The sequence below is a fragment of the Cyanobacterium sp. genome, from assembly GCF_054166785.1.
This window is the reverse complement of the sequence record NZ_JBSZCP010000005.1, coordinates 1-25,358: the sequence shown is the minus strand read 5'-3', so window position 1 is coordinate 25,358 and position 25,358 is coordinate 1. Positions and strand designations below refer to the sequence as shown.

Below are 25,358 nucleotides of genomic sequence, written 5' to 3'. Positions count from 1 at the left end.
TGGACAAGTTCTTTTTTTCTTTGGTAATAGAGGTTTAATTATTTCCCATTCTTGATCACTTAGACTGCTAGAGTAAGCCATTATTCCATTTATCAATTTGTTCCTCTCAATATTCTACTAGATACCAAATGGGTTCTATAGAGGACAAGTTGGAACAATTGTCGAAGAATATGAACCCCATATTTTTGAGGTTGAATTTAGCGATACCACAGGACGTGCTTATGCTATTGAAACTTTAAATTCGGATCAATTAATGATATTACATCATCATCCATTAGAGAAGAATAAAGAATTTGCCACCGTTTAAAATAAAACTAGCGAATATTGAAATTACCAATAGGAAGTAAGCATCATGGTTAATCTTGAGCAAATACAACATGACATAAGTGAACTACCAGAAGAAGCACAAATGTTAGTCACGGACTTTATTGAGTCATTAAAACAACGCTATTCTGTAGGGGAAAAACAGGAAATTGTCCCCCCCATTGAGAATAAAGCTAGTACCCTAGATATTCTTAAAGAATCAGGATTAATCGGCTGTATTAGTGCAGAATCAGACCTTTCTACTAATTATAAATCTGTTATTTTAGAAGGATTAGACTCTAAATATGATAATCGTTGATACTGGATTTTGGGTAGCTTTATTTAATGATAAAGATCAATATCACCAAAAAGCAATACAAACTTTAGATAAATATTCTTCGGAAACACTAATTACTACTTGGTCTGTTTTAACGGAAAGTTGTTATCTATTCTTAAAACGTTCTTCAAGTGCATATCAAGGAGTTGAAAAGCAAATCAAGTTAATGGATGTTTTTCAAAAGCATCAAGAAAAGTTTCAGTTATTTAATCTTCAAGAAATTCATTTAGAAAGAATTAAACTACTTATGAAACAATATCAAAATCTGCCGATGGATTTAGCAGATGCTTCCCTTGTTGTCTTAGCTGAACATTTAGGACACGGACGTATTTTTTCAGTAGATCAACGAGACTTTAACACCTATCGCTGGAAGCAAACTTATCCTTTTAATAATCTACTCATTCAATAATCAATTTAGAGTTTATTTTTCATATTTATTAATAATAATTTTCCCCATCAGAGGGCATAATTTAGATCATAAGACGTATTTTCTTGGTTTCGCCTATGTTGCTCTCTCAAATTCTTGCTAATGGTCAAAGTGCGATCGCACCTGTATCTACCCTTATCGCCACAGGATTATTAAAGCTAGATGCTACGGGAGTGAGTAACTTAACCTCTGAGGAAATAGAAGTCTTATTTTCAGCGATTCCCGTTGATTTTGAACTAGAACAGATATTCAAAGAAGATACTGTTAATAATAATTTTAGGGAACAAATAAAGGATTATATTAACCTACGACAAGGAAAAAGAATTAAATCAGTTAAAGAGTCTTCAGGTGCTTATAATATTGATTCTAGTGGAGTTTCAGAGAGCAATGTTGGTACGTCAGAGAGGGGTAATAATGGTTCAGAGTATGGTGTAGGAATTTCAGAAAGCGTTAGTAATAGTTCAGAGGATAGCGTAAGAATTTCAGAGAGCGTTAGTGGTATTTTAGAGAGCAAGATGCTCTCATTCCCTTCCAGTCAGGATTCTGTGCAACCAATACCCACTGATATATTTAGCCTCAGAGATGAGGTAATTAAGGATTATCGGGGATATATTGAAGGGTTTTTGAATATCAAGGATGAGAAGGTAAAAGGGTTTGTAAAAACTGCTTTAGATAAGGGTTATTTATGGACTGAGCCTCTCATTCAGCTTAATCCAGCCTATAAACGCACGGCAACGGTTAGACAGTTGATTGAGCGAAATGTTTTGCATCCTGAGTGCGATCGCTATTTTCCTCAGTATAACTTTTATGAACATCAAGAAAAAGCCTTTAAATTAGCACAGCAGGGATTACCCTATGTAGTAACCACAGGAACAGGCTCAGGGAAAAGTTTAAGCTATGTTGTGCCAATTATTAATGATTTACTACAAAATCCAGAGATTAAGGGGGTAAGGGCGATTTTAGTTTATCCGATGAATGCCCTAATTAACTCCCAAGCTGAAGAATTTAAGAAATTCCTCGATAATGTTCCTAATTGCCCTATAAAAGTCAAAAAATATACGGGGCAAGAAAGTTTAAGCGAAAAAACTGATATTCAGCAGAATCCGCCCCATATCCTGCTAACTAATTATGTGATGTTGGAGTTAATGTTAACCCGTGTTCATGAGTTACCGTTAATTGTCTCCCCTCACCTCAAATATCTTGTATTGGATGAATTACATACCTATAGAGGTCGTCAGGGGGCGGATGTGGCTTTGGTTATCCGCAAACTAAAACAGCGTAATCTCACCAAACATAAGCAACAGAATATTCTCTGTATTGGTACATCTGCCACCATGTCCACGGAGGGAACGAGGGAAAATCGTCAAAAAACCGTGGCAACAGTTGCCAGTAAACTTTTTGGGGTGGAAATTCAACCGCAACAGGTGATTGATGAAACCTTAGAAAGGGCTATTACCCGTCCTTTTCCTACCCCAACGGAATTACAAGATTGTATAAAGGAAGGTTTACCGCTTGTTGAACAACAAACAGAGGAAGCATTTAAAAATCATCCTCTCAGTGCTTTTATGGAAATGACTTTTGGGTTAGAAGAGGAAGATGGTCATTTACAACGAAAATCCCCTATTTCTCTGGGGGAAGGGGCAACTGAACTAGCTAAGTTAACCGATATTAACCTCGAAACCTGCTCAAATGTCTTGAAGGGGATGTTTTTATGGAGTAGCAAGTTAAACAGTGACAATGAGAGTAATAAACTGCCTAAAGGTTTACCTTTTCGACTTCATCAATTTATCTCTCAGGGGGGAAGTGTCTATGCAACCCTTGAACCCCATGGGCAGAGAGAATTAACCCTAGAGGGACAGTATAAGACTACAGGCGATCGCCTTTTATTTCCTCTTGTTTTCTGTCGTGAATGTGGTCATGATTACTATGGGGTTAGGTACGATAGGGAACGAAATCAAGTAACCCCCCTTCTACCTACCACCCTTGAAGATGATGATGAAGATACCCAAGAAGGATATATAACCTTAGATGAACCAGATTTATGGGATATACAGAATGAGGATCGTTTACCTGATGGTTGGTATCGTAATCTTAAGAGTGGTAGAAAGATTAAAAAAGATTTTGCAGAGTTTGTACCCAGAGAACTTTATATTTACTCCGATGGTCATATTTTAACTGGGGCAGTGAGCAAAGATAATCCTATTCAACCAGTACGCTGTTGGTTTATCCCTAAACCTTTTTTAACCTGTCTTAATTGTGGGGTGGTTTATACCAAGAAACCTAGTGAATATATTAAACTTGCCCGTCTAAGCAGTGAAGGACGTAGTACCGCCACCACCTTACTTTGTTTATCCACTGTCAATCGTTTAAAACTAAATCCTTTAGTGGATGAGAGTGCAGAAAAAATTCTCAGTTTTACTGATAATCGTCAAGATGCTTCTCTACAAGCAGGGCATTTTAATGATTTTGTCCAAACCTCTTTTCTGAGGGCAAGTTTAAATAAAGCCTTACAAAAGGAAACCATATTAACCCATAAAAAATTAGCTTCTACAGTGGTTAAATACATGGGATTGTCTCAGGCTGACTATGCGGAAACTCCTTCCGACTCAGGTAGTGGCAAAAGACGTAATGAGGAAGCCTTTGAGCATTTAATCGAATATCGCCTCTATGAAGACTTAAAACGAGGATGGCGTATCGTTCAGCCCAATTTGGAATAATCTGGCTTATTAACCATTGAATATGACGGCTTAAAAGAACATTGTAACAATCAATCAGCATGGGAAAAACATCCTCACCCTATTCTCTTAAAAGCTACTCCAGAACAACGATTTCAAGGTGCGATCGTCCTTTTAGATCAACTACGAAAAAAATTAGCCCTTGACGCTGAAATACTACAAGAACAAGAAATAAGAGAGTTAAAACGAGAGGTAAATCAAGCCCTAAAAGAAAATTGGAAGATTGATACAAATGAATATACTCCATTTGCGACCTCTGCCACCATTGTAAACACTGGGGGTTCAGTTAAATTAACTCCCCGTAGTAAAGTAGCAGGTTATTTGCGTTCTTCTGCGGTATGGAATTGGTTGATAAATCCTCTGAGTGAAGATGAATATGAGAAGTTAATTGAAACCTTTATTAATATTTTGAAGGATGGGGGTTATTTAAAGGGTGAAAAGGATAATATTCAACTCAGAGTTGATTCTATGGTCTGGAAAGCTCAAAAAGTAGCTTCTATTCCTATTGACCCCACTACCATCAAAAGGTTGCAGGGCAGTAATCAAGATAGTCAACAGGTAAATAGGTTTTTTCAAAATTTTTATGAAGTCCAAGCCCAAACCATACAGGCAATGGAAGGGCGGGAACACACTGGACAAGTAACAAATCAAAACCGTCAAATGCGAGAGGATAAATTTAGACAAGGGGAATTATCCGCTTTATTTTGTTCTCCTACCATGGAGTTAGGTATTGATATTAGAGATTTAAGTGTTGTTCACCTCCGAAATGTTCCCCCCAATCCTGCGAATTATGCACAACGTAGTGGACGGGCGGGAAGAGGGGGACAAGAAGCATTAGTGATTACTTATGCGGCATCGGGAAGTGGACATGATCAGTATTTTTATCATCGTCAATCGCAGATGGTGTCAGGGGTAGTTGCACCGCCAAAGTTAGAGTTGGGCAACCCAGATTTGATTAAATCTCATCTTTACTCGTTATGGTTATTTCACACTAAAACCAGTTTTGGGAACTCCATGAATGAGATATTGGATTTAACTAAGCCTGATTATCCTATTTTGGATAGTTTGAGAGATCAATTCATTCTTTCTGAACATGGGTTACAGGTTTGTATTAAAGACGCTCAAAGGATTCTTCATGATGCCTTTTGTCAAGAGGATTTGAACCGTACCAGTTGGTATAGTGAGGATTGGGTTAAACAAGTTCTTGAAAATGCCCTTTATAGTTTTGACCGTGGGTGCGATCGTTGGCGTAAACTCTATCATGAGGCGGAAGTTCAATTACAGGAAGCCCGTGAGATTAAGGATAAAAGTCGTACTGGTAGTCTAACGGAATCGGATAGGGAAAAAGCAGATCAGTTAGAAAAAGATGCTTCCCGTCAGTTGGATTTATTGGTTGGGCAAAGCAGTAAAGGACGCTCTCAGAGTGAATTTGAGTTTTATCCTTATCGTTATTTTGCCAGTGAAGGATTTTTACCCGGTTTTAATTTCCCTCGTCTTCCTTTACGTTGTTTTATTCCTGCTGGGCATAAGGGTGAATTCCTCTCTCGTCCTCGTAATGTAGCTATTCGGGAGTTAGCACCCCGTAATGTTGTTTATTATGAAAGCAGTAAGTTTCAAATTACCAAAACCAGAGTCTCTCTCAAAGGGATAAACTACAATTCGGTAAGTTGCTGTGAAAAATGCGGTTATTTCCATGAAGGTACAACCTTTAATCATAATACCTGTCAAAATTGTGGCTCTGCTGTAACCGATCGTTTAGATTATGGTTTAAAAATGGACACCATGATTACCCGAAGACGGGAACGCATTACTTGTGATGAAGAAGAGCGATTAAAATACGGTTATAATCTCACTACTCATTTTCGTTATGCCGATGGGAAGAAAAAAGAGGGTGTGGTTAGTTTAGGAGATGGAACGGAACTATTAAGGCTAACCTATGGGGAAACGGCGGAAATTAGGCGCATTAACAGAGGGTTACGCCGTTCTCAAGTTAAAGGTTTTACTTTGGATACTCAGACGGGGGAATGGGGTGATACCAATGGTAATAATTCTACTCCTAGCCAACAGCTTCAATCAGGGGTCAATTTGATGGTGTCGGATACTTGTAATATTTTAGTGGTTGAACCTCTCAAGTTGCCTAGTAATCAAGTAAATGAATTTTTAACAACTTTTCAATATGCCTTGGAACGAGCAATACAGGCTTATTATAAGTTAGAAATGGATGAGTTAGGTTCTGAACGTCTAGGAGAAGGTCGTTATCTTCTATTTTGGGAGGCATCGGAGGGTGGTGCAGGGGTTTTGGCTCAATTATTCAATGATCCCCATGCTTTTCGTCATTTAGCTAATTGTGCTTTGGATGTTTGCCATTTTGTCCATGATAAGCCTAGTTGTTCTGTTGCTTGTTATGAGTGTCTGTTATCCTATCAAAATCAGTTTGATCATCCTTTGTTAAATCGTCATCTGATTAAAGATTTCCTAACCGAATTAACTAAAAGTGAGTTAAATTGTATTCAATCTCAGTCCAGTGGTCATTTTGATGATTTAATGGCACATACTGATCCTAATTCTGATTATGAACGGGTAGTTCTAAGGGCGATCGCCCATAGGGGTTTACCTTTACCTGACAAGGCACAAGCCTATTTTGCTGAAGCCCAATGTAAGCCTGATTTTACTTACACTAAAGCGAAATTAGCAATTTTTTGTGATGGTTCAGTCCATGATAATCCTACTCAGGTAGAGTGCGATCGTATTAAGCGTCAAGATTTAGAGTTTTTCACGGGCTATAAACCCTTTGTTTTTGATTACAAAAAAGATTTAATGCAACAAGTTAGTTCTTTAAAGTATTTGTTGGATTTAACTTAATGGGGCTAAAACGATTTCGGACACTATCACTTCAGGATCGCTCCTAAGAAAACCCCCTTTCTTTGGCTAATTTATCTTAGTAATTGTTCAAAACGAGATAAGGGAGAAAGAATATGTGTAATTAAAATGCTGTAAAAGTTGATTAATGTGATAAAAACTAACAAAATGGAGAATAAAAATTTATGATTACAATACAAGTTATATCAGAAAGTACGGGTAAGCCAGTCACTGGTAAACGAGTTAACATCAGTTTTGATAGTATATTGAGAGGAATGGGACGAGAACAACGAACTGATTCTCGAGGAAAAGTCCATTTTGATCATGATCGTGGTAATGGCAAAGTATATGTAGATGGCCGCACTGTTTATCAAGGAGATTTAAAAGGTTGTATTGTTGTTCATGTGTAATTTAATAAAATAAACTTTTTTAGGGCCGATCGCACACAGGGATTTGTTTCCTTGCCCCACTTGACGATCGCCCTTAATTCAATTTTAATGAATAATCGAGGAATTAATGATCTACCATTACTATTAAGAACCACGAAAATTATTTAAGATAGATAGTCAAGAAAACCCCCTTTCCTACCCTGAGTAATAATCTATTTTTGTCGGCACAACTTTAATTAGAGGACTCCTTATTTATGGAATTTATTGCAGAACTCAAAAAATACCAAGAATATGTTTACAGCGAATTAACATCCTTAGAGTCCAACGATAAACATAATCGAGTTTTAATGCAAGAAAAAGGTGAACAACTTTCAAAATTATTAGATTTAATTACCAATTTAGAGGATGAAATCAAAAAATATGAAATAATGAAAGATACTCGCCTCAAACTTACCCGTACTGAAACCGCCGATTATCCTAATTGTTTTAATTAAGCTGTAGAAGGTTTGGCATAGGGTGAACTCTCTATGCTGAATCCTAAGCACCAAAATTAATTCCAGATCATTAAAGAAAAAATTTGATGTTAGATTTAGATATTATCGTTTGTGGTGTTGCCGAAGTTGACGATCATATTGATGAAGCAGATGTGGTTGTTTCCATCATGAATCCGGGTTACACAGTTTTTGCTCCCCCATCGATTGTAGAAAAAGAAGAAGAAAATCGCCACCGAGTATTGAGATTAGAATTTGATGATGTTTGGGCAGAAAATTATGAACTAGGACAAGAAATCGTCACCAAAGACATGGTATTTCTTGTGATTGATTTCGCTTCTACCCATTATGAAAACGCTGATAATCCTTTAACTTTTTTAATTCATTGTCATCAGGGAGTTAGTCGTTCTGCAGGAATGGCGATCGCAGTTTATACCGCCATATTAGGAGACTACCAAGAAGCCATTAAAAGGGTAAGTAGCGATCGAGATAAAGCAGTACCCAATATCGAAATAATACGTTTAACCGATGAAATTTTCAACCTCAACGGTCAATTAATCAATGCAGTATGGAAAGAATTTTATGTTTAAAGGGGTATTGAAAAAGAGAATTAAATAACCATAAGAAACCCCCCTTACCATCAACCCGATAACTTATAAAGTGTTAAGTAACAGGGTAAAGATTATGAAAACTCAAACTTTCATCGGTGCAATTTCTGGTTTATTAGTTGCTGGTTTAGGAGTTGCTAGAGGAGATGTTGCTAACTTTGTCGGTGGTGGTTTACTAATCTCTAATGCTATCGCAATCACTGGTAAAAAAGATCCTGAAAATGTCCAATCTTCCCCCACACCTATCGTTAATCCTCAACCTGTTACCCGTGTTTATATTGATGGCGCCAATACTTTAGGTTCTATTAATCTCTTAAAATTTGACATTGACTTTAACGCCTTTGCTAATCATATTGCTAATGGTGAAGACAATGTAATTTTTAACTACTATTATGCCGTTCTTGAAAATCCTAATCGTAAACAAAATGGCTTTATTAAATACCTTGAAAGTAATGGTTATAATGTAGTTCAATCCCTCAAAAAACAACTCCCTGAAGGCAATCATAAAAACAAAGGTGATGATGTTCAAATAGCCACAGATATTGCCATTGATGCTAACGACAACGATCATATTATCCTAGTTTCTGGCGATGGTGATTTTACTTATTCCCTAGAAAAAGTCAAAGCCAAAGGTTGTCACGTCACCGTTATTTCCACTTCTGAATGTCTTAGTAAACAATTAAAAGGTGTTGCTGATAAATTCATTGACCTAGCCGAAATGAAACCCGATATTCAACGTCATACTAAAACTCGTCAATCTAGCGCACAACCTCAATTAGTTTAATATTTTTTTTGGCGAGGGTGTCTTCTACAAGGGAGACACTTTTTGCCCTAATCGTTAATGGAGGATAGAGGATTATAAGGTTTTATAGATATTGTTGATAATCAGTAATTTTATTTTTTAACCTTTGGGCTAAGTATTTATTTGCCTTGCCTAATTTATCCAAAATTAATATTGCCTCTTGCCGATAATTACTAATTTTCTCTTTATCCCAATGGTTAGGAGGTGATTGCAAATTTGAGGTGCGATCGCACATTTTTACCATCCAAATTTCCATGGGTTGTTGAATAATCCTTGAAAGACTATCTTCCATCTGTGCTTGTTTTGAGGGCAATTTTTTATTCTTGGTTAAAGCCAAAACCCCGTCAGCCACAGATACACCAAACTTTTGGGTCAATTTTTCATAACTTACCCCTGCATCTTCCATGACATCATGCAACAAACAACATTGAATAAGTAAATCAGGATTATCAATATCATCCCCCTCACAAATCGCCCTCATTCCCTCCATTACCACACTACCGATGTGATTGAGATATGGTATATTGCAACCTGGCATTAATTGACGTTGATGAGCAACGGAAGCGAAATTCCATGCTTTGAGGTAAATTTCAGGATCCCAATATTTCATCTTTCCGCCCTCCTGGAGACTCCCGCCATAGCTGTAATCAGCTTGGTGGTGAGAGGAATGGAGGGGCAAGGTTTATGTTGCATAGTTATATCCGTCCTTTTTGTGTATTAGTGTACAGGTTCTTTGATTGGGAACCTGCAAGACCAACTCCTATTTCTAGGGTAATGTTAGCTTCGACAAGGTTATAAGAGCTTTTTACGTCAACAGCACTGGCTTAACCCTATAAACCTGTTTAACCATTGACGACAGAGCGAGGAACTAGCTACGCATCCCAAGGTGTCGTAACTCTAATAACGTAGGAAATTAATCCTGAGTCTGGTCAACTGTGGCTGTATTTCAAGCCCCTACTAAATCGGTAGTCCGATTAGTGGTGGGTTGTTGACGTACGGATTAAAAAACTGATTTTTATCTACCTAAATCATAACATTCTGACCAAAATCGACACAATAATCAAAAACCCCGTAATGCCTATTCTTTCGTACTATTGTGTCGATGCTTTGCCCTGTATGGGTTTCAGCTTCTTATTTTTGTTGTGCAGTTTTGATTTTTTGTGTTATGATTACTATTGTGTAGATTCAAAGGCTAAAGCTCTTGTAGCGTAATGCCTCTGAAACGAAGACCCTACCCATGGGGTTACATGGGATTTGTTGGAAACCATATCTTTTTCCCTCTTGCATAATCTAGACTAAATTGCCCCTACCCATGGGGTTACATGGGATTTGTTGGAAACGCCTTGGGAACCGGTTAGCATACACCACTGACTTCCCTACCCATGGGGTTACATGGGATTTGTTGGAAACCCAGATTAGGATCTGTAATAAGACGAATCATTCTCTGCCCTACCCATGGGGTTACATGGGATTTGTTGGAAACACCTCCTTAACAATTCAAGTTTTGGGGGTGTTTTCTATGGTGTGTTGTTTGAGAATAATGGAGAATGGATAATTTATAATTAGTAATTTACTCAACGCAACCTAATTAATTATTTTTCATCAAGTCCTAAATGTAGGAAAAAATTAGCCTTTGCCTCGTTTACGAAGATACAATAAATTATTAAGACTACTCAAGATATTTGCTCCATGAAAAATTACTCACTATATTATTTTTATAAGGAAGAAGAACTATTAAAACCCCTTGTGGATAAAGTTTTTGTCAATTATGTGATAGTGGAATTAGAAGAGGATAAAAAAAAGATCGAAATGATCAGAAATTTAAAGCAATTGGTCATTGAAACCAATGCAAAAGAAACATATTTAAGATATTTCTATCAACGTATAATTGATTTTTATAAGGGTTTTTTATTGGATTATATATATGATATATTTATGCATAATTATGTTTATAAAGATGAATTTGAACGGGAAATGTTACCAACATTAAAACTTTTACAAAATAACTATCAATGGCTAAACTCTCTTTATAAACAAGATAAAGATGGTCAATCTTGGTTAGATTGGAAAAAAAACTGTAAGATACCAAGAACAAAAAGGCATAAAGCAATTAAAACTTACGAAGATTTTTATAATAAATATATATTGGATTTATTTTTAAGAGGATTAGAGGTGAAAGAACAATTATTTTTTGATGAACTAGAGTCCAATTTTATTGATGAGAAAAAACTTTTAGAAAAAATTTATCCGTTGTAAGGACAATGACAAAGTGAAGTGGCAGGTTAATTTTGATCACGAAGTGGTGCTGTGCGATCGCACCGGTTTTGCGGTAAGAAATGCCCTTTTCCTAGGGTTATTTATCTTGGTAATTGTCAAATCAATCAATGATCATAAATACCATGAAAAAACTAATTTCTAGCCTCTTAATTGGAACTACTGTATTAACCACCTTTATCACTCCCGAGGTTGCCAAAGCTAATACCAGAACTTTTCAAGGTCGTAACCAAATTCACCTCAATGTAGATGGTTATTGTCGTACTGTCTTTGCGGCGGGAAATCAATGGGCTGGGCGTATTTATTCCCGTGATGGTCGTCATGCTTATCGAAATGGAAGACATTACTGTCGTGTTCATTATAGACCCATTATTAATGTTACCAATAGTAGAGGAGGTAATGCTGGATTTAATCTTGGTGTTGTTCAGGGAGGAGGTAATAGCAGTCGTGATGTACAAAGAACTCAGGTAGGTGCAGAAACGGTTATTTTTGAGGATGTATGGTTGGATAAGGCTTGTCGTAGTCAGGGGGATAATGGGCGTTATACAGTGCAAGGAGTAGTGGTATGGTGCGATCGTTAAAGTCAGATCTATTTACCCATCGTTGATCCTGAAGCGATGGGTAATACCGATTGACAAAGTTTACCATCACCCACCGTGTAATGAATTACACGGCTAACGGTTTATCGTTCAATTCATTGAACTACAGTTTACTTTTGCTCACAAATTTGGTACGACTCCCAAAAAAAATGATACTGAAAGCATAATGACTGCTAACATAAAAAATAATTTGTCTTTTTCATCATGACTGACTACACCAATTTTGAAGAACGAGGTTATCAGATAGTTGAAAAGTTAACTGATAATATTCAAGGGGGGAGAGTCACTTATAAAGCCATTGAAATTGAAACTCAAACCCCTGTAATTATTAAACAATTCCGCTTTGCTAATAGTAGTAATTGGGATAGTTTTAAGGAAATAGAAAGAGAAATCGATGTTTTAAAAGGGTTGAAGCATCGGGGTATTCCTCAATATTTAGATAAAGTGGACTCGGGAGAGGGTTTATGTTTGGTACAGGAATATAAAAATGCTGAACCATTATCAAAACTACGCAGTTTTACCCCAGAGGATATTAAACATATCATCACTCAAATATTAGAAATCTTGGTATATCTACAAGAAAGAATCCCGTCTATTATTCACCGTGATTTGAAACCCGAAAATATCCTTGTGGATGATGATTTGAATGCTTATGTCATTGACTTTGGATTGGCGAGAATTGGTAGTGCTACTATGGCTTTGAGTACTATGCAGGGGGGAACGTTGGGGTTTATGCCTCCTGAGCAGGTGCATAACCAAAAGTTAACGGAAGCCTCTGATTTATATGGTTTGGGGGCGACTATTATTTGCTTGATTACCCAAACAAAATCTCAGGATATTGGTAGTTTAGTTAATTTTGCCACCAACCGTATAAATTTTAAGGACAAGGCTTCCCGTTATAGTTTTAAGTTTATCCAGTGGCTCGAAAAAATGGTGGAGCCTGATCCTAGTTCTCGTTATGCTAATGCTCAGTTGGCTTTGGAGGCTTTTAAACCTCTTTATGTGGTACGGGTACCAGAAATTCGTCTTTACCCTAGCATTTTGGAGTATGAGGCTAGTAAGTTGGGGGAAAAGATACAGTTTACGGTAGAGTTAAGTAATTCTGTTCCTGATACTGAGTTAGAAGGTCGATTTTCTATTGTAGATCATCCGAGCGATCGCACAGCGCCACTTCGTGATCGCCTCTTATCACCGAAACAAATCACGGGGGAAAATATTCATAATGTCCATAGTTGGATAAACGTTAGTCAGCCAGCATTTAAGGGTAATAGAATACAATGTTTAGTAACGGTTGATACGAAAGATTTACGGGCAGGACAACTATACCAAAGACAACTAGAATTAATTTCCAATGCTTCTGAAAACCCAGACATTATTCCCATTAGCATCAAAACTGCACCCATACCCGTAGAAAATAAATCTATTCCCTATTTTTGGCTATCTATGCTATTCGCTGTTTCTTTGTTTTTACCACTTCAATTAGTTTTGATGGAGGAAGTTTTTAGCAACGTGGGAGATCGAATCGAGTCTATTTGGCAATAAAAAAATTTTTTGTACATTTATCAGGTATTAGAATTATGGAAGGAGAAGCGGTTGCAGGATTAATTATGCTTGGCATAGTTATTTTTTTAATATATATTGTCTTCGCTATACTTGTTTTTATCGTTAAACTGGCCATAAGTTTATTGATTTTAGCTCTCGCTTTATTGATAGTTGCGGTAATTCCTGTCGCCATCGGTTGGATAGCCTATGAAACTTATAAAGCCTTTATCGATAATGAATTTGAAAACTATAGAGCGATAATTTTTCCTGCTTTAACAGTAATTACGGCTGCTAGTTTGAGCCTTAGTTATTATTTTCCCTACTCCCCTCCACTCCTTGTATTCCTGTTAGTCGCCTGTGGTGGTTCTTTGGTTGGTGGTTTAGCTTATCCCTACATCAGGAGAAGACAATTAATCAAGAAATATCAGGAAGAAGAAAAGTATTTGATTGAACCCTAGTTACCCTAACCATTAGCTTCTGCCACATTCCCCAACCTTATCAATAAATTTGTTTTAAACCTAGTAGTAATCAGGAGAATTAATAATGGATAATGATGAATTTTTAGTCTATGACTGTTGGTATGTAACCGTGATTTATGCCCATGGACATTACTCCCATAACACATACATATCATTTGATGGAATAACCTATGGCTTAGTTTCTGCTTGTTATTTTCGTACTCCGGGGGATCCTGAACCTTATCTGATGTATATTTGTAGTCATGGTGATACTAACCAGTGGATCGTTCATCCGGAGGTCTGCTATGATTACGATCTTGTTGATCAAGCTTCCATTGTCAAAATTTCTGACTGGGAGGAGGCGATCGAGAAAAATCCTCTACTATTTGATAAGGGTTTGGATCAAGAAGAAGATGAAATTTTTCCTCCTATCATAGATTTTTTTACTTATCAAAGTGGTATTAACTGGAAAAAGTTTTGGTATGACACATTTTCTCAATCCACAGAGTCATCTCATCTTTTACAAAAATGATTCATAAAAAGGCGATCAGACGTAGCCTGCCAATTCCTGATCGCCCTCAATAACCATTAAAATGCCCATATAATCCTAAATAGAGCTTAACCACTTTCAAAATCGAACCTAAGAAAAAGACCCTTCTTGAAGCAGTTTATCTTAGTAATTGTTCAAAACAAAGGGATGAAAGATCATGAAAAACCAAGCTCTTGTTACCGCTGTTTCTGGTTTATTAATTGGTGGATTTGGTATTGCTCACAGAATTAACGCCCTAAGCATCGCTGGTACTGGTTTACTAACTTCCTCCGTTGTTCTTACCCTCACCGCCGACAAAAAACAAAGCCAATCTACCCCCCAAATCGCCACCATCATTCCCCAAGCACCTAAACAACCTGAAGTAACCGAAAAAACTGAAGTTAAAGAAGTTGAACCCCCCCAAGTAGCTGATAAACCTCAATGCAAACAAATCGAAAAACCTAAACTTGTCAAAAAACCCCAACGCAAACAAACCAAAAAACCTAAACTCGTCGAAAAACCCCAAGTAACCAAAAAATCTCAATCTACAAAAACTCAAAAACCTAAATTCGCCGAAAAACCCCAAGTAATCAAAAAAACTACTATAGAACTTCTTCCTCGCCCCATTCACCCCTCTCAAAACGGCTAATTCTTAATGGTGACGGTGGTGGTAACTACCCAGTTATCATCCCTTCAATCTATTTAGGTATTTATACCAAATCTGTAAATAAAAATATACCTTAGTTCAATTCATTGAACGATAAACTGTTAGCCTTGTAATGAATTACAAGGCGGGGGTGGTACTCTACAATTCGGATTTGGTATTAGATGACATAAGACTTTGGCGGTGGTTGGGGTGGTTGACTACCGATGGTTAAAATTTTGGAGGTAGCATTCCGAGAAATCCAATAAAATCTGACGTTATCTTCTGATGGTTTTACTTTTTTTTCAATTATTTTATATAGTTCTCTGGTTTCTGCTAGGTTTAAAAAACATTCAAATACAGAAAATTGTACTCGATTACCATAACCCTCTAAAAATTTTGATAGTGCATTACGTCTTTTATTATCGGGAATATCATAAACAATTACTATCATTTTTGATGCTCAAATTCTTTCAAAAGATTTATACTTTTCTTTTTCTAATAAACTATGTTTATAAGATCTAATTTGTAATTGAATTATTTGACGGTAAGATATGGGCGATCGCACAGCGCCACTCCGTGATCGCACCCTATCATCAGAAACTAATTCATTCATACGATTTTCAAAATGATTAAGAAAAACTTTTCTTTTTGGAGCAGATAAATAAACCCCTTCATTATCAGATTGAAACTCAAAATCATCAGGATTAAACATACCCTTATTAATCATTTTTAAAACGATACTATCAACAATTACCGAGCGAAACTCCTCCATCAAATCAAACGCAAGATAAGGTTTTTTTCTTTCCCCATAATGTAAATTACCGAAATAAGGAGATAAACCTTCAGCAATTATCAAACATAAAACATTATTAAATAATAAAGTATAACCAAAACTTAAAAGAGAATTAACAGGATCCTTAGGCGGTTGACGATTACGTAAATTAAAAGTAAAATTCTCATTAGTAATCAACTCCCCCAAGCCAGAAAAATAACGAGATGTTCCGATACCTTCATATCCTCTCAATTGATCTATATTATCTACCAAATATAATGATTTTAAATCAGAATTAATACCTGCGATCGCCTCTTGAACAACAGATTTTTTTTGCTTTCTATTAAAACGTAACAATAACTGCTTAGAATTTTTCAACTTTCCCGCCACAACTTCCCTCGCAAAATCAAACTGAAAAGATAAGCATTTATGACGTTCAATTTGGAGTAATTGTAAACTTAAATTGACAGAATCTTCATTCCACAAATGACCACGATATAAGCCCCTTTGATTAGCATAAATAATAGGAATATTATGTGCCAAACAAGCATGAATAACTTGAGTAGTCAACTGTATATTACCAAAAACAATTATTCTCTCTATCTCCCTAATAGGTATTTCCATCGATGGAGTTTTATCTAAATAAATAACAAATCGAAAATACTCCTTAAAAACAGAAGTTCCCTGTTCCAATAAATATAAACTTGCCATTTCTCTATTCCAGATATTTCTTTTTTGACTATGATTTTGAGTAAACTTTAGAGAATTTTTTGGTTCATTAATTAGAAGATTATCTTCATATTCAGGCATACCACTCAATAAAGATAAATCTGAAAAATTAGTATCTTCATTTTCCCCTGACTGAATTTTTTTTTTCTTCTCCTTAACAGAATCAAGAGGAAAAATTGCCTCTCCTAAAAAACCATGACCTAAAAAACGAAATCCCACATCAAAATTAGTAACCTGTGTTTTGGTAGCATGAAGTTTTAAACCCAGTAAATCAAGATTTTGCACCACCTCCGAAAAAGATGCCATCACCCTTTCCCGAGAAAGAGATAACACAATAAAATCATCAGCATAGCGAATTAACTTGACATCAGACGCTGAAATAACCCTATCAAATTCATTCAAATATACATTTGCCAACAAAGGAGATATAACCGCACCTTGAGAAACCCCCTTTTCATTGATTACTAACCCTTTCTTAGTAACACAACCCACAGAAAGCCATGCTTTAATCAAACATAAAATACCTGGAATATCAATCCAATTTCTGATCAATGTTAGTAAAATTTGATGATCAATATTATCAAAATACTTGACAATATCAGCATTCAACACCCACTGATAACCCAAATCTCGCCAGTGCGCCACTTGTTTTACTGCATCCAAATAGGAAATATTGGGGCGATAAGCAAAACTACAATCACTAAAATCTTTTTCAATGATAGGACTCAGAACATTTAATAACGCCTGTTGTACCACTCTATCCCTAACCGTGGGTATTCTTAACTCTCGCCAACTGTCTTGGTTTTTCGGTATTAAAACTTGTTGATAAGGTTGAGGTTTATAATCGTTGTTAGCTACTTCATCTCTGAGTTGTTGAAGATTTGTTTCTTGTTGACTGGCAAATTTGCTAATTGTCTGCCCATCAATTCCCGCACAGCCCTTATTTTTTGCTACCTTTTGCCAAGCATTTTCAAAGTTTTTAAAATCCAGAAATTCGTTAATAATATCTGTGGCTGACATCGATAATATTTAATATTTTGTCTTTTTATTACAACAAATCACAGGAAAAGGGGTTTTCTTGAAAATTTAACCTTAAAATTTTAAAATCTGTATTAGTCTAATTTGGCTTTTTTAGACCATTTAAAAGCTTTACTGCTATTTTTAGAAGTTTAAATTCTTTTTAGCTTCTTTTTACTTCAATTATCTTTCATTTTTAACCATATTTATAAAAATCTACACAATAAGTCAAATCGCTGTAATTCCTATTATTTCGTGAGATTGTGTCGATGCTATGCCCCGTAAGGGTTTCAGAGTTCTTTTTTTATTGCACAATTAGGGTTTTTTGTGTTATTATTACTATTGTGTAAATTCAAAGGCTAAAGCTCTTGTAGCGTAAGGCCTCTGAAACGAAGACCCTACCCATGGGGTTACATGGGATTTGTTGGAAACTAGGTTATCACAGATTTTGTCGATTTCGACGTCTTCTGCCCCTACCCATGGGGTTACATGGGATTTGTTGGAAACGGGCTGATCTTAGAGGAGTGAATTTAACTGAAGACTTGCTCCCTACCCATGGGGTTACATGGGATTTGTTGGAAACCCACGGGATCCACCGACGAATACATCAGAAAAAAAAAATACCCACTAAATTTAACGGGCAGATGTAAGCGAACCAACAAATAAAACATTGCGATAGCAATCCCTTACCATTCCCTTACATATATGTTAAGATAAAAGAGTGAGTTAAATTGAATAGTTAAATGTTAAAAGCATATAAGTATCGAATCTATCCTACTGATGAGCAGAAAGTTTTACTGGCTAAGACTTTTGGTAGTTGTCGATGGTTTTTTAACTTTGCTCTTAACTTAACCAATGAAACCTACAAGGCAACTGGTAAGGGTTTAAGTCGTAACGAAATAATCAATAAACTACCTGAATTAAAAAAAGAGTTTGAGTGGTTAACAGAAGCTCCATCTCAGGCCTTACAGCAGGTAGCGTTAGATTTAAGTAGTGCTTTTCTTAACTTCTTTGAGAAAAGGGCTAAGTTTCCTAATTTTAAGAAAAAAGGAAATAAGCAATCTGCTAGATTTCCTCAAGGTATAAAACTTGAGGGGGATTATCTAACCTTGCCTAAGCTAAAAAAGGTTTACTGTAAAGTGTCTCGTTTACCAGAGGGTAAATTGAAATCGGTTACGGTATCCATGACTTCATCGGGGAAGTATTTTGCCTCTTGTTTGTATGATGATGGTCAAGACTTACCAGAGCAAAACTCAGAAGGTAAAGCAGTGGGGATTGATTTAGGGATTAAAGATTTTTGTATTACCAGTGATGGTAGTAAGTATGGAAGTCCTAATCATTACCGTAAATATGAGCATAAATTGGCTAAAAGACAAAAACAATTAGTTAAGAAGCAAAAAGGCTCTAATAACCGCAACAAAGCAAGAAAAGCAGTTGCGAAAGTACATGAAAAGATAACTAGATGTAGGGAAGATTTATTGCACAAGCTAAGTCGTAAATTAGTGGACGAAAACCAAGTCATTTGTGTGGAGAATCTGGCAGTTAAGAACATGGTAAGAAACCATAAGTTAGCTAAGTCTATTAGCGATTGTGGTTGGGGGCAATTCTGTACAATGCTTAAATATAAGGCAGAATGGGAAGGAAAAACCTATATAGAAGTAGATAGGTTCTTCCCCAGCTCTAAAACTTGTAATCACTGCTTACATCAAGTGGATAGCTTAACCTTGGATATGAGGCTGTGGCAATGTCCCAAATGTGGAACGATACATGACAGGGATGTGAATGCGGCACAAAATATCCGAGATGAAGGTTTACGAATATTGGCGGTAGGGCATATCGCTACAGCTTCTGGAGAAAGAGTAAGACCATCTAAAGGCACTGCTTTTAGACGGCATCGTTCGGTGAAGGAAGAATCCCCCGTTATACCGCAAGGTTAACGGTGGGAGTAGTCAATAGAGTTCAAATTAACACTTAATAATGAAATGAATCTCCAACTTCGAAGGGAAAAGAAAAATCGGTATTTTCTTCCCACAAATCAACCTCTGAATCCGCATTCACCGTACAAAACAAACAATTGTCATTATACAAATGTTCGGACATGGTTTTTAACCATTGTTGCGAAGGAAAATGGTAAACCCAATCTAACCCCTCATCCACATTCAAAAATCCGGCCATCACTCCGTGAATGATACCAACCGCAGTACTAGCACATATATTATTCAACCACAATACGGCAGGGGCTTCCACATCATTAAGATAACCCGCAGAATTAGCTAATTGAGTGATAGACTCTGGTGCAGTTTCTAAAGCCGACTGCTGTAAATTAATCATATTGCCACACATCAAACACCAACCACCGCCGAGGGGAGGAATGGTTATACGAGCGTACATTTTTGGTGTACCATCAAAATCTATATCAATATGAGTACCCAAAGACATAAAAGGAAGTTGATATTTTAAAGCCAATTCTTGGGCTATTTGCCTCGAGTGATGGTTGTCGGTAGCTACAACAATTAAATCATAATGGGCAATTTGTTCTCTATCGTGTATTTCTTGAATAGTTGTTTTTGCAGTGATAAAATTGCCATCATCAGGATAAATTTTAGTCAATAAATGTTCAACATAATCTACTTTTGACCATTCTTCTTTTACCATTTCAATAGATGCCCCCGGAGTTCTATTGAGGTTTACCAACTCTAAATTATCATGATCAATTAAAAGCCAATTTTTTACCCCTAAACGCCCTAAAGTTTCGGCAAAAACAGCCCCAATACCACCGCAACCAATAAGAGCAACTTTGAGTTGACTTAGTTGTTGTTGAAATCCTTGACCGAATACTTTTTGACGAGCAAATATTAAAGGTATTTCTGTTGATTGTGAAATGTTGTTTTCATCAACAGTTAACCAAGAACAGCAAAACTCGATGGGTTGAAAATCTGTACCTTGATGATTCCAAAGACGAAATTGATATTTCTCTAAGTTTTCATCAAATACTCCTGAAATTAAATCTGGTTGGTGGGCAAAATTTTCCCCTAAAAATTGGGCATAATCCGATTCGTGACAATCATCAACATTAGAAAAATGCGGCACTTGATCTCCAAAATGGGTATGAATATGAACCACATTTAATGGTTGATCTTGTAAATATTTTTCTAGTAGATAGTGATGAAAATTTTGTTTTATTACTAATCCACTACTAGACTGATATTCATAACAATCACGGTCTGGAACTATCCAATATTTAGGAATATATCTAATAGTATTATTAATAGATTGTTTTTCACAAAAAATAAAGCTGATTACTTCTTCATCTTGTGTTTTTACTTTAAGCATAGAGTGACGAATTTTTTGCCACATTTGAGGGGGAATATGTAAAGATATTTTCATAGTATAAATTTAGTTAAATGTATCGAATAGTTGTAAAGATGAGAGGATAAACATCTCCCTTTTTTGAAGGTATGATAATTATGGTGGGCAATGCCCACCCTACGGTTAATCGGTGTTGATGGCGTGTTTAGCGGTGATATATAGTGTGGCTAAATTATGCCCTTTTTCGGGGTTATGGGTAGGGCGCCAAGCATTAAGCCATCGCTCTTGGTTAAACCCTCCTCCTAAGCCTACACAATACCAATACCAACCTTCTTCACTCAGGAAAGGAGCTCCATAATAGCTTTGTTGGGTAAAATGATGATCACCTTCGCCGACGGTTTTCCATGGATAGTTTAAGTAACAACCAATGGGGGGAATTTTGGGATATTCTGGAGGTAATAAAAAGAGAATGTCGGTATTAGAAACTTTAAATTTTTTGGATGATAAGGGCATTCCTTTGACTAAGACGGCGGTGTATGATTTATGATCAATTTGTTTTCTACCAACGATGATATTTTTAGCTACTTTTTCAAGTATTTTTAGTTCTTTGCTAATTCTTTGCGGGGGTTGAAAGTTAGAGTTATTAGAGATGATTTTAATTGTCATTATTCAGATCTGTAGCAATTTTTATGCTCATAAAATACAAAATGATTCCCCTTACATTACCCTTTATAAAGGGGACTTGGAAATAATAGACATACCTCATAACTATGAGAAATGCTATATGTAATTTTTACTGACTTTTTATCATCTAAAATTAGTCAATTCCTTTAACAATTTTGGGAACAGTCCAAACTTTTGAGCCTTCCTTGAGGGCTTCATTTTCCTTGAGGGGTTTGGTACCTTTAAAACCTTCTTCCATAACATCATCATTACCAATTTCTGGTAATTTTTTTCTCAATTCTTCTACAGTCGCTCCATTGGGTAAATCGACTAATTTTCCATTAATAGTTGCTCTCATATTTATCTATGTTTTTATTTAGTGGTTGACGACGAAGTTAGTTGGTGGTGTGGTGAGATTATTATCTGATTGATAGTTAGCTTTTTGCTGGGATATTAAGATTATTCCAATAACTAAAAAACCTAATATCATGGTGACGTTTACTGTCAAAAATTGACGATCAATATTACTTTTTAAAAGCCGTATGTCTTTTTGAATTGTGCTTAAGTTTTTAGACTCTAATTGATTAATTGTTTTCTTCAGAGATTCTATGTGATGATGTTGTTGATTAAGGGTATGTTCTAAATTTTCTGATTTGACAAGAATATCGCTGAATTTTTGCTCTAATTTTTGAGAATCTTCCGAGGGTTCGATAATCAATTTACCGTTAATAGTTTGCATGATTTATTACCCTTAATTAAAGATATTTGTATTACCGATAGGATGATATGTTTGATTATTATTTTGAGGATTAAATTGGTCAAAAACAGGAATTAAGTCGATGAAACTATTGGCGGAGTTTTTTAACTCATTGCCCAAAGTCTGACCAATCGCCGCTACTTCTACCCTTATTCCTCGTCTTCTCAGTTTTGCTACTAGATAGGCAAAGTCGGAATCTCCTGTGAGTAATACTACTATATCAGGACGAACTTCGAGGGCAAATTCTAGGGCATCGATGGCCATGACAACGTCTATATTGGTTTCAAATTCGTTACCTTTTGCTTTTCCTTCCTTGGTGACGACTACAAAGCCGTTACTTTTGGCCCAATAAACTAATTTTTCCTTGCTTTTTCTCTGTTCTTCAAAACGTTCTCTGGCTGGGGGTAAACCGATATAGATTACCATTTCGACTAATTCTCTTCCCTCTTCTGGGTTTGCGAGATAGTCTCTTATTTTTTGCCAGTCTAGTTTTCGATTAAAACTTTGAGCTGCGATGGTTATATTATCGCTATCGGCAAAAATCATAACTTTTCTAGTGATTTTCATCAATTCATCAATTTATCTATTGATTTTTTTGTTTCTCAATTACAACAGCTAGTAGGAAAAGGGGTTTTCTTAGAAATATTCCTGTTCTACTAGATTACACTCATTTCATTTTGACAACAAAGACTGGTTTTATGGTTTTCAAAATATCCCCAAATCCTTATCATTACTGTTTTACGCTGTTTATTTAAATCTATTATTGCCATGGAAAAAAACACAAAATCTACACAATAACGAAAAACCCCGAAATGCTCATTATTTCGTCCTATTGTGTCGATGCCTTGCCCTGTATGGGTTTCAGTTTCTTATTTTTGTTGTGCAGTTTTGATTTTTTGTGTTATGATTACTATTGTGTAGATTCAAAGGCTAAAGCTCTTGTAGCGTAATGCCTCTGAAACGAAGATCCTACCCATGGGGTTACATGGGATTTGTTGGAAACAAGGGTATTCTCTCTTCACTACCATATGCTTGTACCCTACCCATGGGGTTACATGGGATTTGTTGGAAACACCTCCTTAATCAATTAGATTTTGGGGGTGTTTTATATGTTGTTTTGAGTTAGAGTGAAGGACACAAAAAAATCCCTCCTTTCAAAGTTTAGGAGAGATTAAAATTAAGAATATTGCGATCGCACTTTGAATATGGTTGTATTCGCAGTCGTCGTAACTGCCAAGGAAACTGTATTAAGAATCAAGATTAACATTTTCAACGGTTTTAGGCACTTCAAAATCTAAATTATTAGAAAGCCTTGCCCCCTGAATATTAACCTTGTGTAACTTAACATTAGTCCAATAAGCCGCATATAAATCAACATTAGTCAAATTAGTACGGTGTAACTTAGCATCACTCAAATTACAATTTTGTAGATTTGCCCAAGTTAAGTTCGTATTCGTCAAATTAGCATTACTAAGGTTCGCCTGTTGTAAATCTGCATGGGCTAAATTTGCACCGAAAAGATTGACTTTGTATAAATTAGCACCCTGTAAAAAACCATGGTTTAAATTTGCCCTTTGTAACTTACTTTTGCTTAATTCCACCTCTGTAAGCCTTGCAAAACTTAGGTTAGCACCTTGTAACTTAACACCAGTTAGTGACGCACCTTTCAAATCTGCACCCACTAATAAGGCTTTTTTGAGGTTAGTATTAGTTAAAACCACACGACTTAAATTGGCTTTTTCTAAATTAACACCCTCCAGATTTAACTTCATTAAATTAGCATTCATCAACACATCCCGTAAATCTTTGACAAAACGCAAGTCAGAATGGGTTATGTCTATGTCACCTAAGTATGAAGCTAATTCAACCCCCATAAACTTACAGCCACGAAAATCTCTTTCTCCCTGCCTATAAAGTTCTTCTAATTGTTGTTGATTAATTGTTTTTTTGAACCATAAACCTTGTTTTCTTAATATATCCACCATGTTAATTTAACTCCTATTTTATGATTAAGGGTTGATTTATTCTAAAATGTTATAGTTAGGGCGGGGAACAGGGAACGGGGAATAGGGAATAGTTTTTGATGGTTTATGATGGTAAATTAATAATCTAAGTATTTTTAACTACTCCTTAATCTCGAAATTATCAAAATACTGTATTCTTTTTTTATTAAGTTTTTTGGCATTTTTGTCTTCCTACTTTGAATTACTTCTGTCAATTATCACCAGAAAATTTTATCCCGAACTCAAGTTAACTATTTATTCAGATAATCGGGCGATCGCATCTATAATATTATCAACAGTTTCAGGAATCAAATCTAAATATTCATTCAATCGTCTGAGGTATAAAGATAAATCACCAATTTGAGTTAAATCATGTTGTATCTTAGTAGGTTGAGCATGGTATTGAATATATTGATGAAAATAAGTTAAATCACGGATAAACTGTACAAGGGATTTATCATTAAAAGACTTAGCAACATTGACCACAGAATCTAAACAATAAGATAGTTTTTTATGTTCCTCCTTTAAAGTAGTAATTAGATAAGGCGCAGGAGTAGATTCTTCCACACCCTCAAGGCTGTTTCTAAGACTTTGTACCTGATTACCCGAAGGTAAACTCTCGGCAAACTGTTTAACAATATCCTTCATATTAAGACAAATTATAGAAACTCGATCCTCAACATCACTTAAAAAATCCTCCTGTTGTTCAGCTGTAACCTCCTCCTCTTGCAATTGATAGGAATTTAATAAATTTTGATAGCTACAATCTCCAGTTAACTTGACATAAGCAATAAAATTTCTTACTAATCTTTGATGAAATAAAGCAATATCATCAGAAGCATCATCATCTTTGATAGGGGGGGTGACAATATTAGTATCTACTACGGGTTTATCTAAAGAAACATGATTCATCTTTTTTACCACCTTATTTTGGAGAAACTATCTTAAACTTTGTCTCGGGGAAACTCTTATAGAACCCATTTGGTATCTAGTAGAATATTGAGAGGAACAAATTGATAAATGGAATAATGGCTTACTCTAGCAGTCTAAGTGATCAAGAATGGGAAATAATTAAACCTCTATTACCAAAGAAAAAAAGAACTTGTCCA

The 25,358-nt window shown here is 35.9% G+C and carries 27 protein-coding genes; 17 read left to right on the top strand and 10 right to left on the bottom strand.

Annotation, left to right across the window (positions count from 1 at the left end):
• Window positions 1-121 precede the first annotated feature (121 nt).
• The 9 genes from ACXITR_RS00655 (at window position 122) to ACXITR_RS00615 (ending at window position 8,933) form a co-directional block, all read left to right on the top strand.
• Window positions 122-307 carry a DUF4926 domain-containing protein gene (locus tag ACXITR_RS00655; protein ID WP_457995303.1) on the top strand — a complete coding sequence of 62 codons (186 nt, stop codon included), beginning with the start codon at window positions 122-124 and terminating at the stop codon, window positions 305-307.
• Between the two features lie 45 nt (window positions 308-352).
• Window positions 353-622: a DUF2281 domain-containing protein gene (locus tag ACXITR_RS00650; protein WP_457995302.1), complete on the top strand. Its 270-nt coding sequence runs from the start codon at window positions 353-355 to the stop codon at window positions 620-622.
• Complete coding sequence (locus ACXITR_RS00645) at window positions 609-1,049, top strand: type II toxin-antitoxin system VapC family toxin (RefSeq protein WP_457995301.1); 441 nt, start codon at window positions 609-611, stop codon at window positions 1,047-1,049. Before ACXITR_RS00650 ends, ACXITR_RS00645 begins: the two co-directional genes overlap by 14 nt.
• Window positions 1,050-1,144: 95 nt before the next feature.
• Window positions 1,145-3,784: a DEAD/DEAH box helicase gene (locus ACXITR_RS00640; RefSeq protein WP_457995300.1), complete on the top strand. Its 2,640-nt coding sequence runs from the start codon at window positions 1,145-1,147 to the stop codon at window positions 3,782-3,784.
• Window positions 3,785-4,123: 339 nt separating this feature from the next.
• Complete coding sequence (locus ACXITR_RS00635; RefSeq protein ID WP_457995299.1) at window positions 4,124-6,664, top strand: helicase-related protein; 2,541 nt, start codon at window positions 4,124-4,126, stop codon at window positions 6,662-6,664.
• Window positions 6,665-6,936: 272 nt separating this feature from the next.
• Window positions 6,937-7,071 (top strand): hypothetical protein, encoded by a 135-nt coding sequence (locus tag ACXITR_RS00630; RefSeq protein ID WP_457995298.1) that lies wholly within the window; start codon window positions 6,937-6,939, stop codon window positions 7,069-7,071.
• Between the two features lie 233 nt (window positions 7,072-7,304).
• Window positions 7,305-7,544 carry a hypothetical protein gene (locus ACXITR_RS00625; RefSeq protein ID WP_457995297.1) on the top strand — a complete coding sequence of 80 codons (240 nt, stop codon included), beginning with the start codon at window positions 7,305-7,307 and terminating at the stop codon, window positions 7,542-7,544.
• Window positions 7,545-7,630: 86 nt separating this feature from the next.
• Window positions 7,631-8,131: a hypothetical protein gene (locus tag ACXITR_RS00620; RefSeq protein WP_457995296.1), complete on the top strand. Its 501-nt coding sequence runs from the start codon at window positions 7,631-7,633 to the stop codon at window positions 8,129-8,131.
• 94 nt (window positions 8,132-8,225) lie between these two features.
• Complete coding sequence (locus ACXITR_RS00615) at window positions 8,226-8,933, top strand: LabA-like NYN domain-containing protein (RefSeq protein ID WP_457995295.1); 708 nt, start codon at window positions 8,226-8,228, stop codon at window positions 8,931-8,933.
• Window positions 8,934-9,015: 82 nt separating this feature from the next.
• Here ACXITR_RS00615 and ACXITR_RS00610 read toward each other — a convergent pair whose 3' ends face one another.
• On the bottom strand, window positions 9,016-9,561 hold the full coding sequence (locus ACXITR_RS00610; protein WP_457995294.1) for an HD domain-containing protein: 546 nt from the start codon (window positions 9,559-9,561) through the stop codon (window positions 9,016-9,018).
• A 1,079-nt stretch (window positions 9,562-10,640) separates the two neighbouring features.
• On the opposite strand from ACXITR_RS00610, the gene ACXITR_RS00605 reads away from it, so the two are divergent.
• From ACXITR_RS00605 to ACXITR_RS00575, 7 genes are all read left to right on the top strand, one after another.
• Window positions 10,641-11,207, top strand: coding sequence for a hypothetical protein (locus ACXITR_RS00605; RefSeq protein WP_457995293.1), 567 nt, complete (start codon window positions 10,641-10,643; stop codon window positions 11,205-11,207).
• A 13-nt stretch (window positions 11,208-11,220) separates the two neighbouring features.
• The gene (locus ACXITR_RS00600; RefSeq protein ID WP_457995292.1) at window positions 11,221-11,370 is read left to right on the top strand and encodes a hypothetical protein; all 150 of its coding nucleotides are present in this window, start codon (window positions 11,221-11,223) and stop codon (window positions 11,368-11,370) included.
• On the top strand, window positions 11,351-11,806 hold the full coding sequence (locus tag ACXITR_RS00595) for a hypothetical protein (RefSeq protein ID WP_457995291.1): 456 nt from the start codon (window positions 11,351-11,353) through the stop codon (window positions 11,804-11,806). Before ACXITR_RS00600 ends, ACXITR_RS00595 begins: the two co-directional genes overlap by 20 nt.
• A gap of 222 nt (window positions 11,807-12,028) precedes the next feature.
• The gene (locus ACXITR_RS00590) at window positions 12,029-13,366 is read left to right on the top strand and encodes a serine/threonine protein kinase (RefSeq protein ID WP_457995290.1); all 1,338 of its coding nucleotides are present in this window, start codon (window positions 12,029-12,031) and stop codon (window positions 13,364-13,366) included.
• A gap of 35 nt (window positions 13,367-13,401) precedes the next feature.
• Window positions 13,402-13,824 (top strand): hypothetical protein, encoded by a 423-nt coding sequence (locus tag ACXITR_RS00585; RefSeq protein WP_457995289.1) that lies wholly within the window; start codon window positions 13,402-13,404, stop codon window positions 13,822-13,824.
• Between the two features lie 85 nt (window positions 13,825-13,909).
• The gene (locus tag ACXITR_RS00580; RefSeq protein WP_457995288.1) at window positions 13,910-14,356 is read left to right on the top strand and encodes a hypothetical protein; all 447 of its coding nucleotides are present in this window, start codon (window positions 13,910-13,912) and stop codon (window positions 14,354-14,356) included.
• A gap of 175 nt (window positions 14,357-14,531) precedes the next feature.
• Complete coding sequence (locus ACXITR_RS00575) at window positions 14,532-15,002, top strand: hypothetical protein (RefSeq protein WP_457995287.1); 471 nt, start codon at window positions 14,532-14,534, stop codon at window positions 15,000-15,002.
• Window positions 15,003-15,177: 175 nt separating this feature from the next.
• Here the strand turns inward: ACXITR_RS00575 and cas2 are convergent, their stop codons facing one another.
• Together cas2 and cas1 are read right to left on the bottom strand one after the other, a co-directional pair.
• The gene (cas2, locus tag ACXITR_RS00570; RefSeq protein WP_457995286.1) at window positions 15,178-15,450 is read right to left on the bottom strand and encodes a CRISPR-associated endonuclease Cas2; all 273 of its coding nucleotides are present in this window, start codon (window positions 15,448-15,450) and stop codon (window positions 15,178-15,180) included.
• Window positions 15,451-15,459: 9 nt separating this feature from the next.
• The gene (gene cas1, locus ACXITR_RS00565; protein ID WP_457995285.1) at window positions 15,460-17,520 is read right to left on the bottom strand and encodes a CRISPR-associated endonuclease Cas1; all 2,061 of its coding nucleotides are present in this window, start codon (window positions 17,518-17,520) and stop codon (window positions 15,460-15,462) included.
• Window positions 17,521-18,260: 740 nt separating this feature from the next.
• On the opposite strand from cas1, the gene tnpB reads away from it, so the two are divergent.
• Window positions 18,261-19,454, top strand: a complete 1,194-nt coding sequence (gene tnpB / locus ACXITR_RS00560; RefSeq protein WP_457995284.1) for an IS200/IS605 family element RNA-guided endonuclease TnpB — start codon at window positions 18,261-18,263, stop codon at window positions 19,452-19,454.
• A gap of 34 nt (window positions 19,455-19,488) precedes the next feature.
• Here tnpB and ACXITR_RS00555 read toward each other — a convergent pair whose 3' ends face one another.
• From ACXITR_RS00555 to ACXITR_RS00525, 7 genes are all read right to left on the bottom strand, one after another.
• Entirely contained in the window at window positions 19,489-20,904 is a 1,416-nt protein-coding gene (locus ACXITR_RS00555) for a HesA/MoeB/ThiF family protein (RefSeq protein WP_457995283.1), read from the bottom strand.
• Between the two features lie 105 nt (window positions 20,905-21,009).
• Window positions 21,010-21,492, bottom strand: a complete 483-nt coding sequence (locus ACXITR_RS00550) for an E2/UBC family protein (protein ID WP_457995282.1) — start codon at window positions 21,490-21,492, stop codon at window positions 21,010-21,012.
• A 151-nt stretch (window positions 21,493-21,643) separates the two neighbouring features.
• Window positions 21,644-21,847, bottom strand: a complete 204-nt coding sequence (locus ACXITR_RS00545) for a hypothetical protein (RefSeq protein ID WP_457995281.1) — start codon at window positions 21,845-21,847, stop codon at window positions 21,644-21,646.
• Between the two features lie 18 nt (window positions 21,848-21,865).
• Window positions 21,866-22,228, bottom strand: a complete 363-nt coding sequence (locus tag ACXITR_RS00540) for a hypothetical protein (protein ID WP_457995280.1) — start codon at window positions 22,226-22,228, stop codon at window positions 21,866-21,868.
• Window positions 22,229-22,240: 12 nt separating this feature from the next.
• Window positions 22,241-22,792, bottom strand: coding sequence for a LabA-like NYN domain-containing protein (locus ACXITR_RS00535; protein ID WP_457995279.1), 552 nt, complete (start codon window positions 22,790-22,792; stop codon window positions 22,241-22,243).
• A 701-nt stretch (window positions 22,793-23,493) separates the two neighbouring features.
• The gene (locus tag ACXITR_RS00530) at window positions 23,494-24,231 is read right to left on the bottom strand and encodes a pentapeptide repeat-containing protein (protein ID WP_457995278.1); all 738 of its coding nucleotides are present in this window, start codon (window positions 24,229-24,231) and stop codon (window positions 23,494-23,496) included.
• A 273-nt stretch (window positions 24,232-24,504) separates the two neighbouring features.
• Window positions 24,505-25,161, bottom strand: coding sequence for a hypothetical protein (locus ACXITR_RS00525; RefSeq protein ID WP_457995277.1), 657 nt, complete (start codon window positions 25,159-25,161; stop codon window positions 24,505-24,507).
• Between the last annotated feature and the right edge of the window lie 197 nt (window positions 25,162-25,358).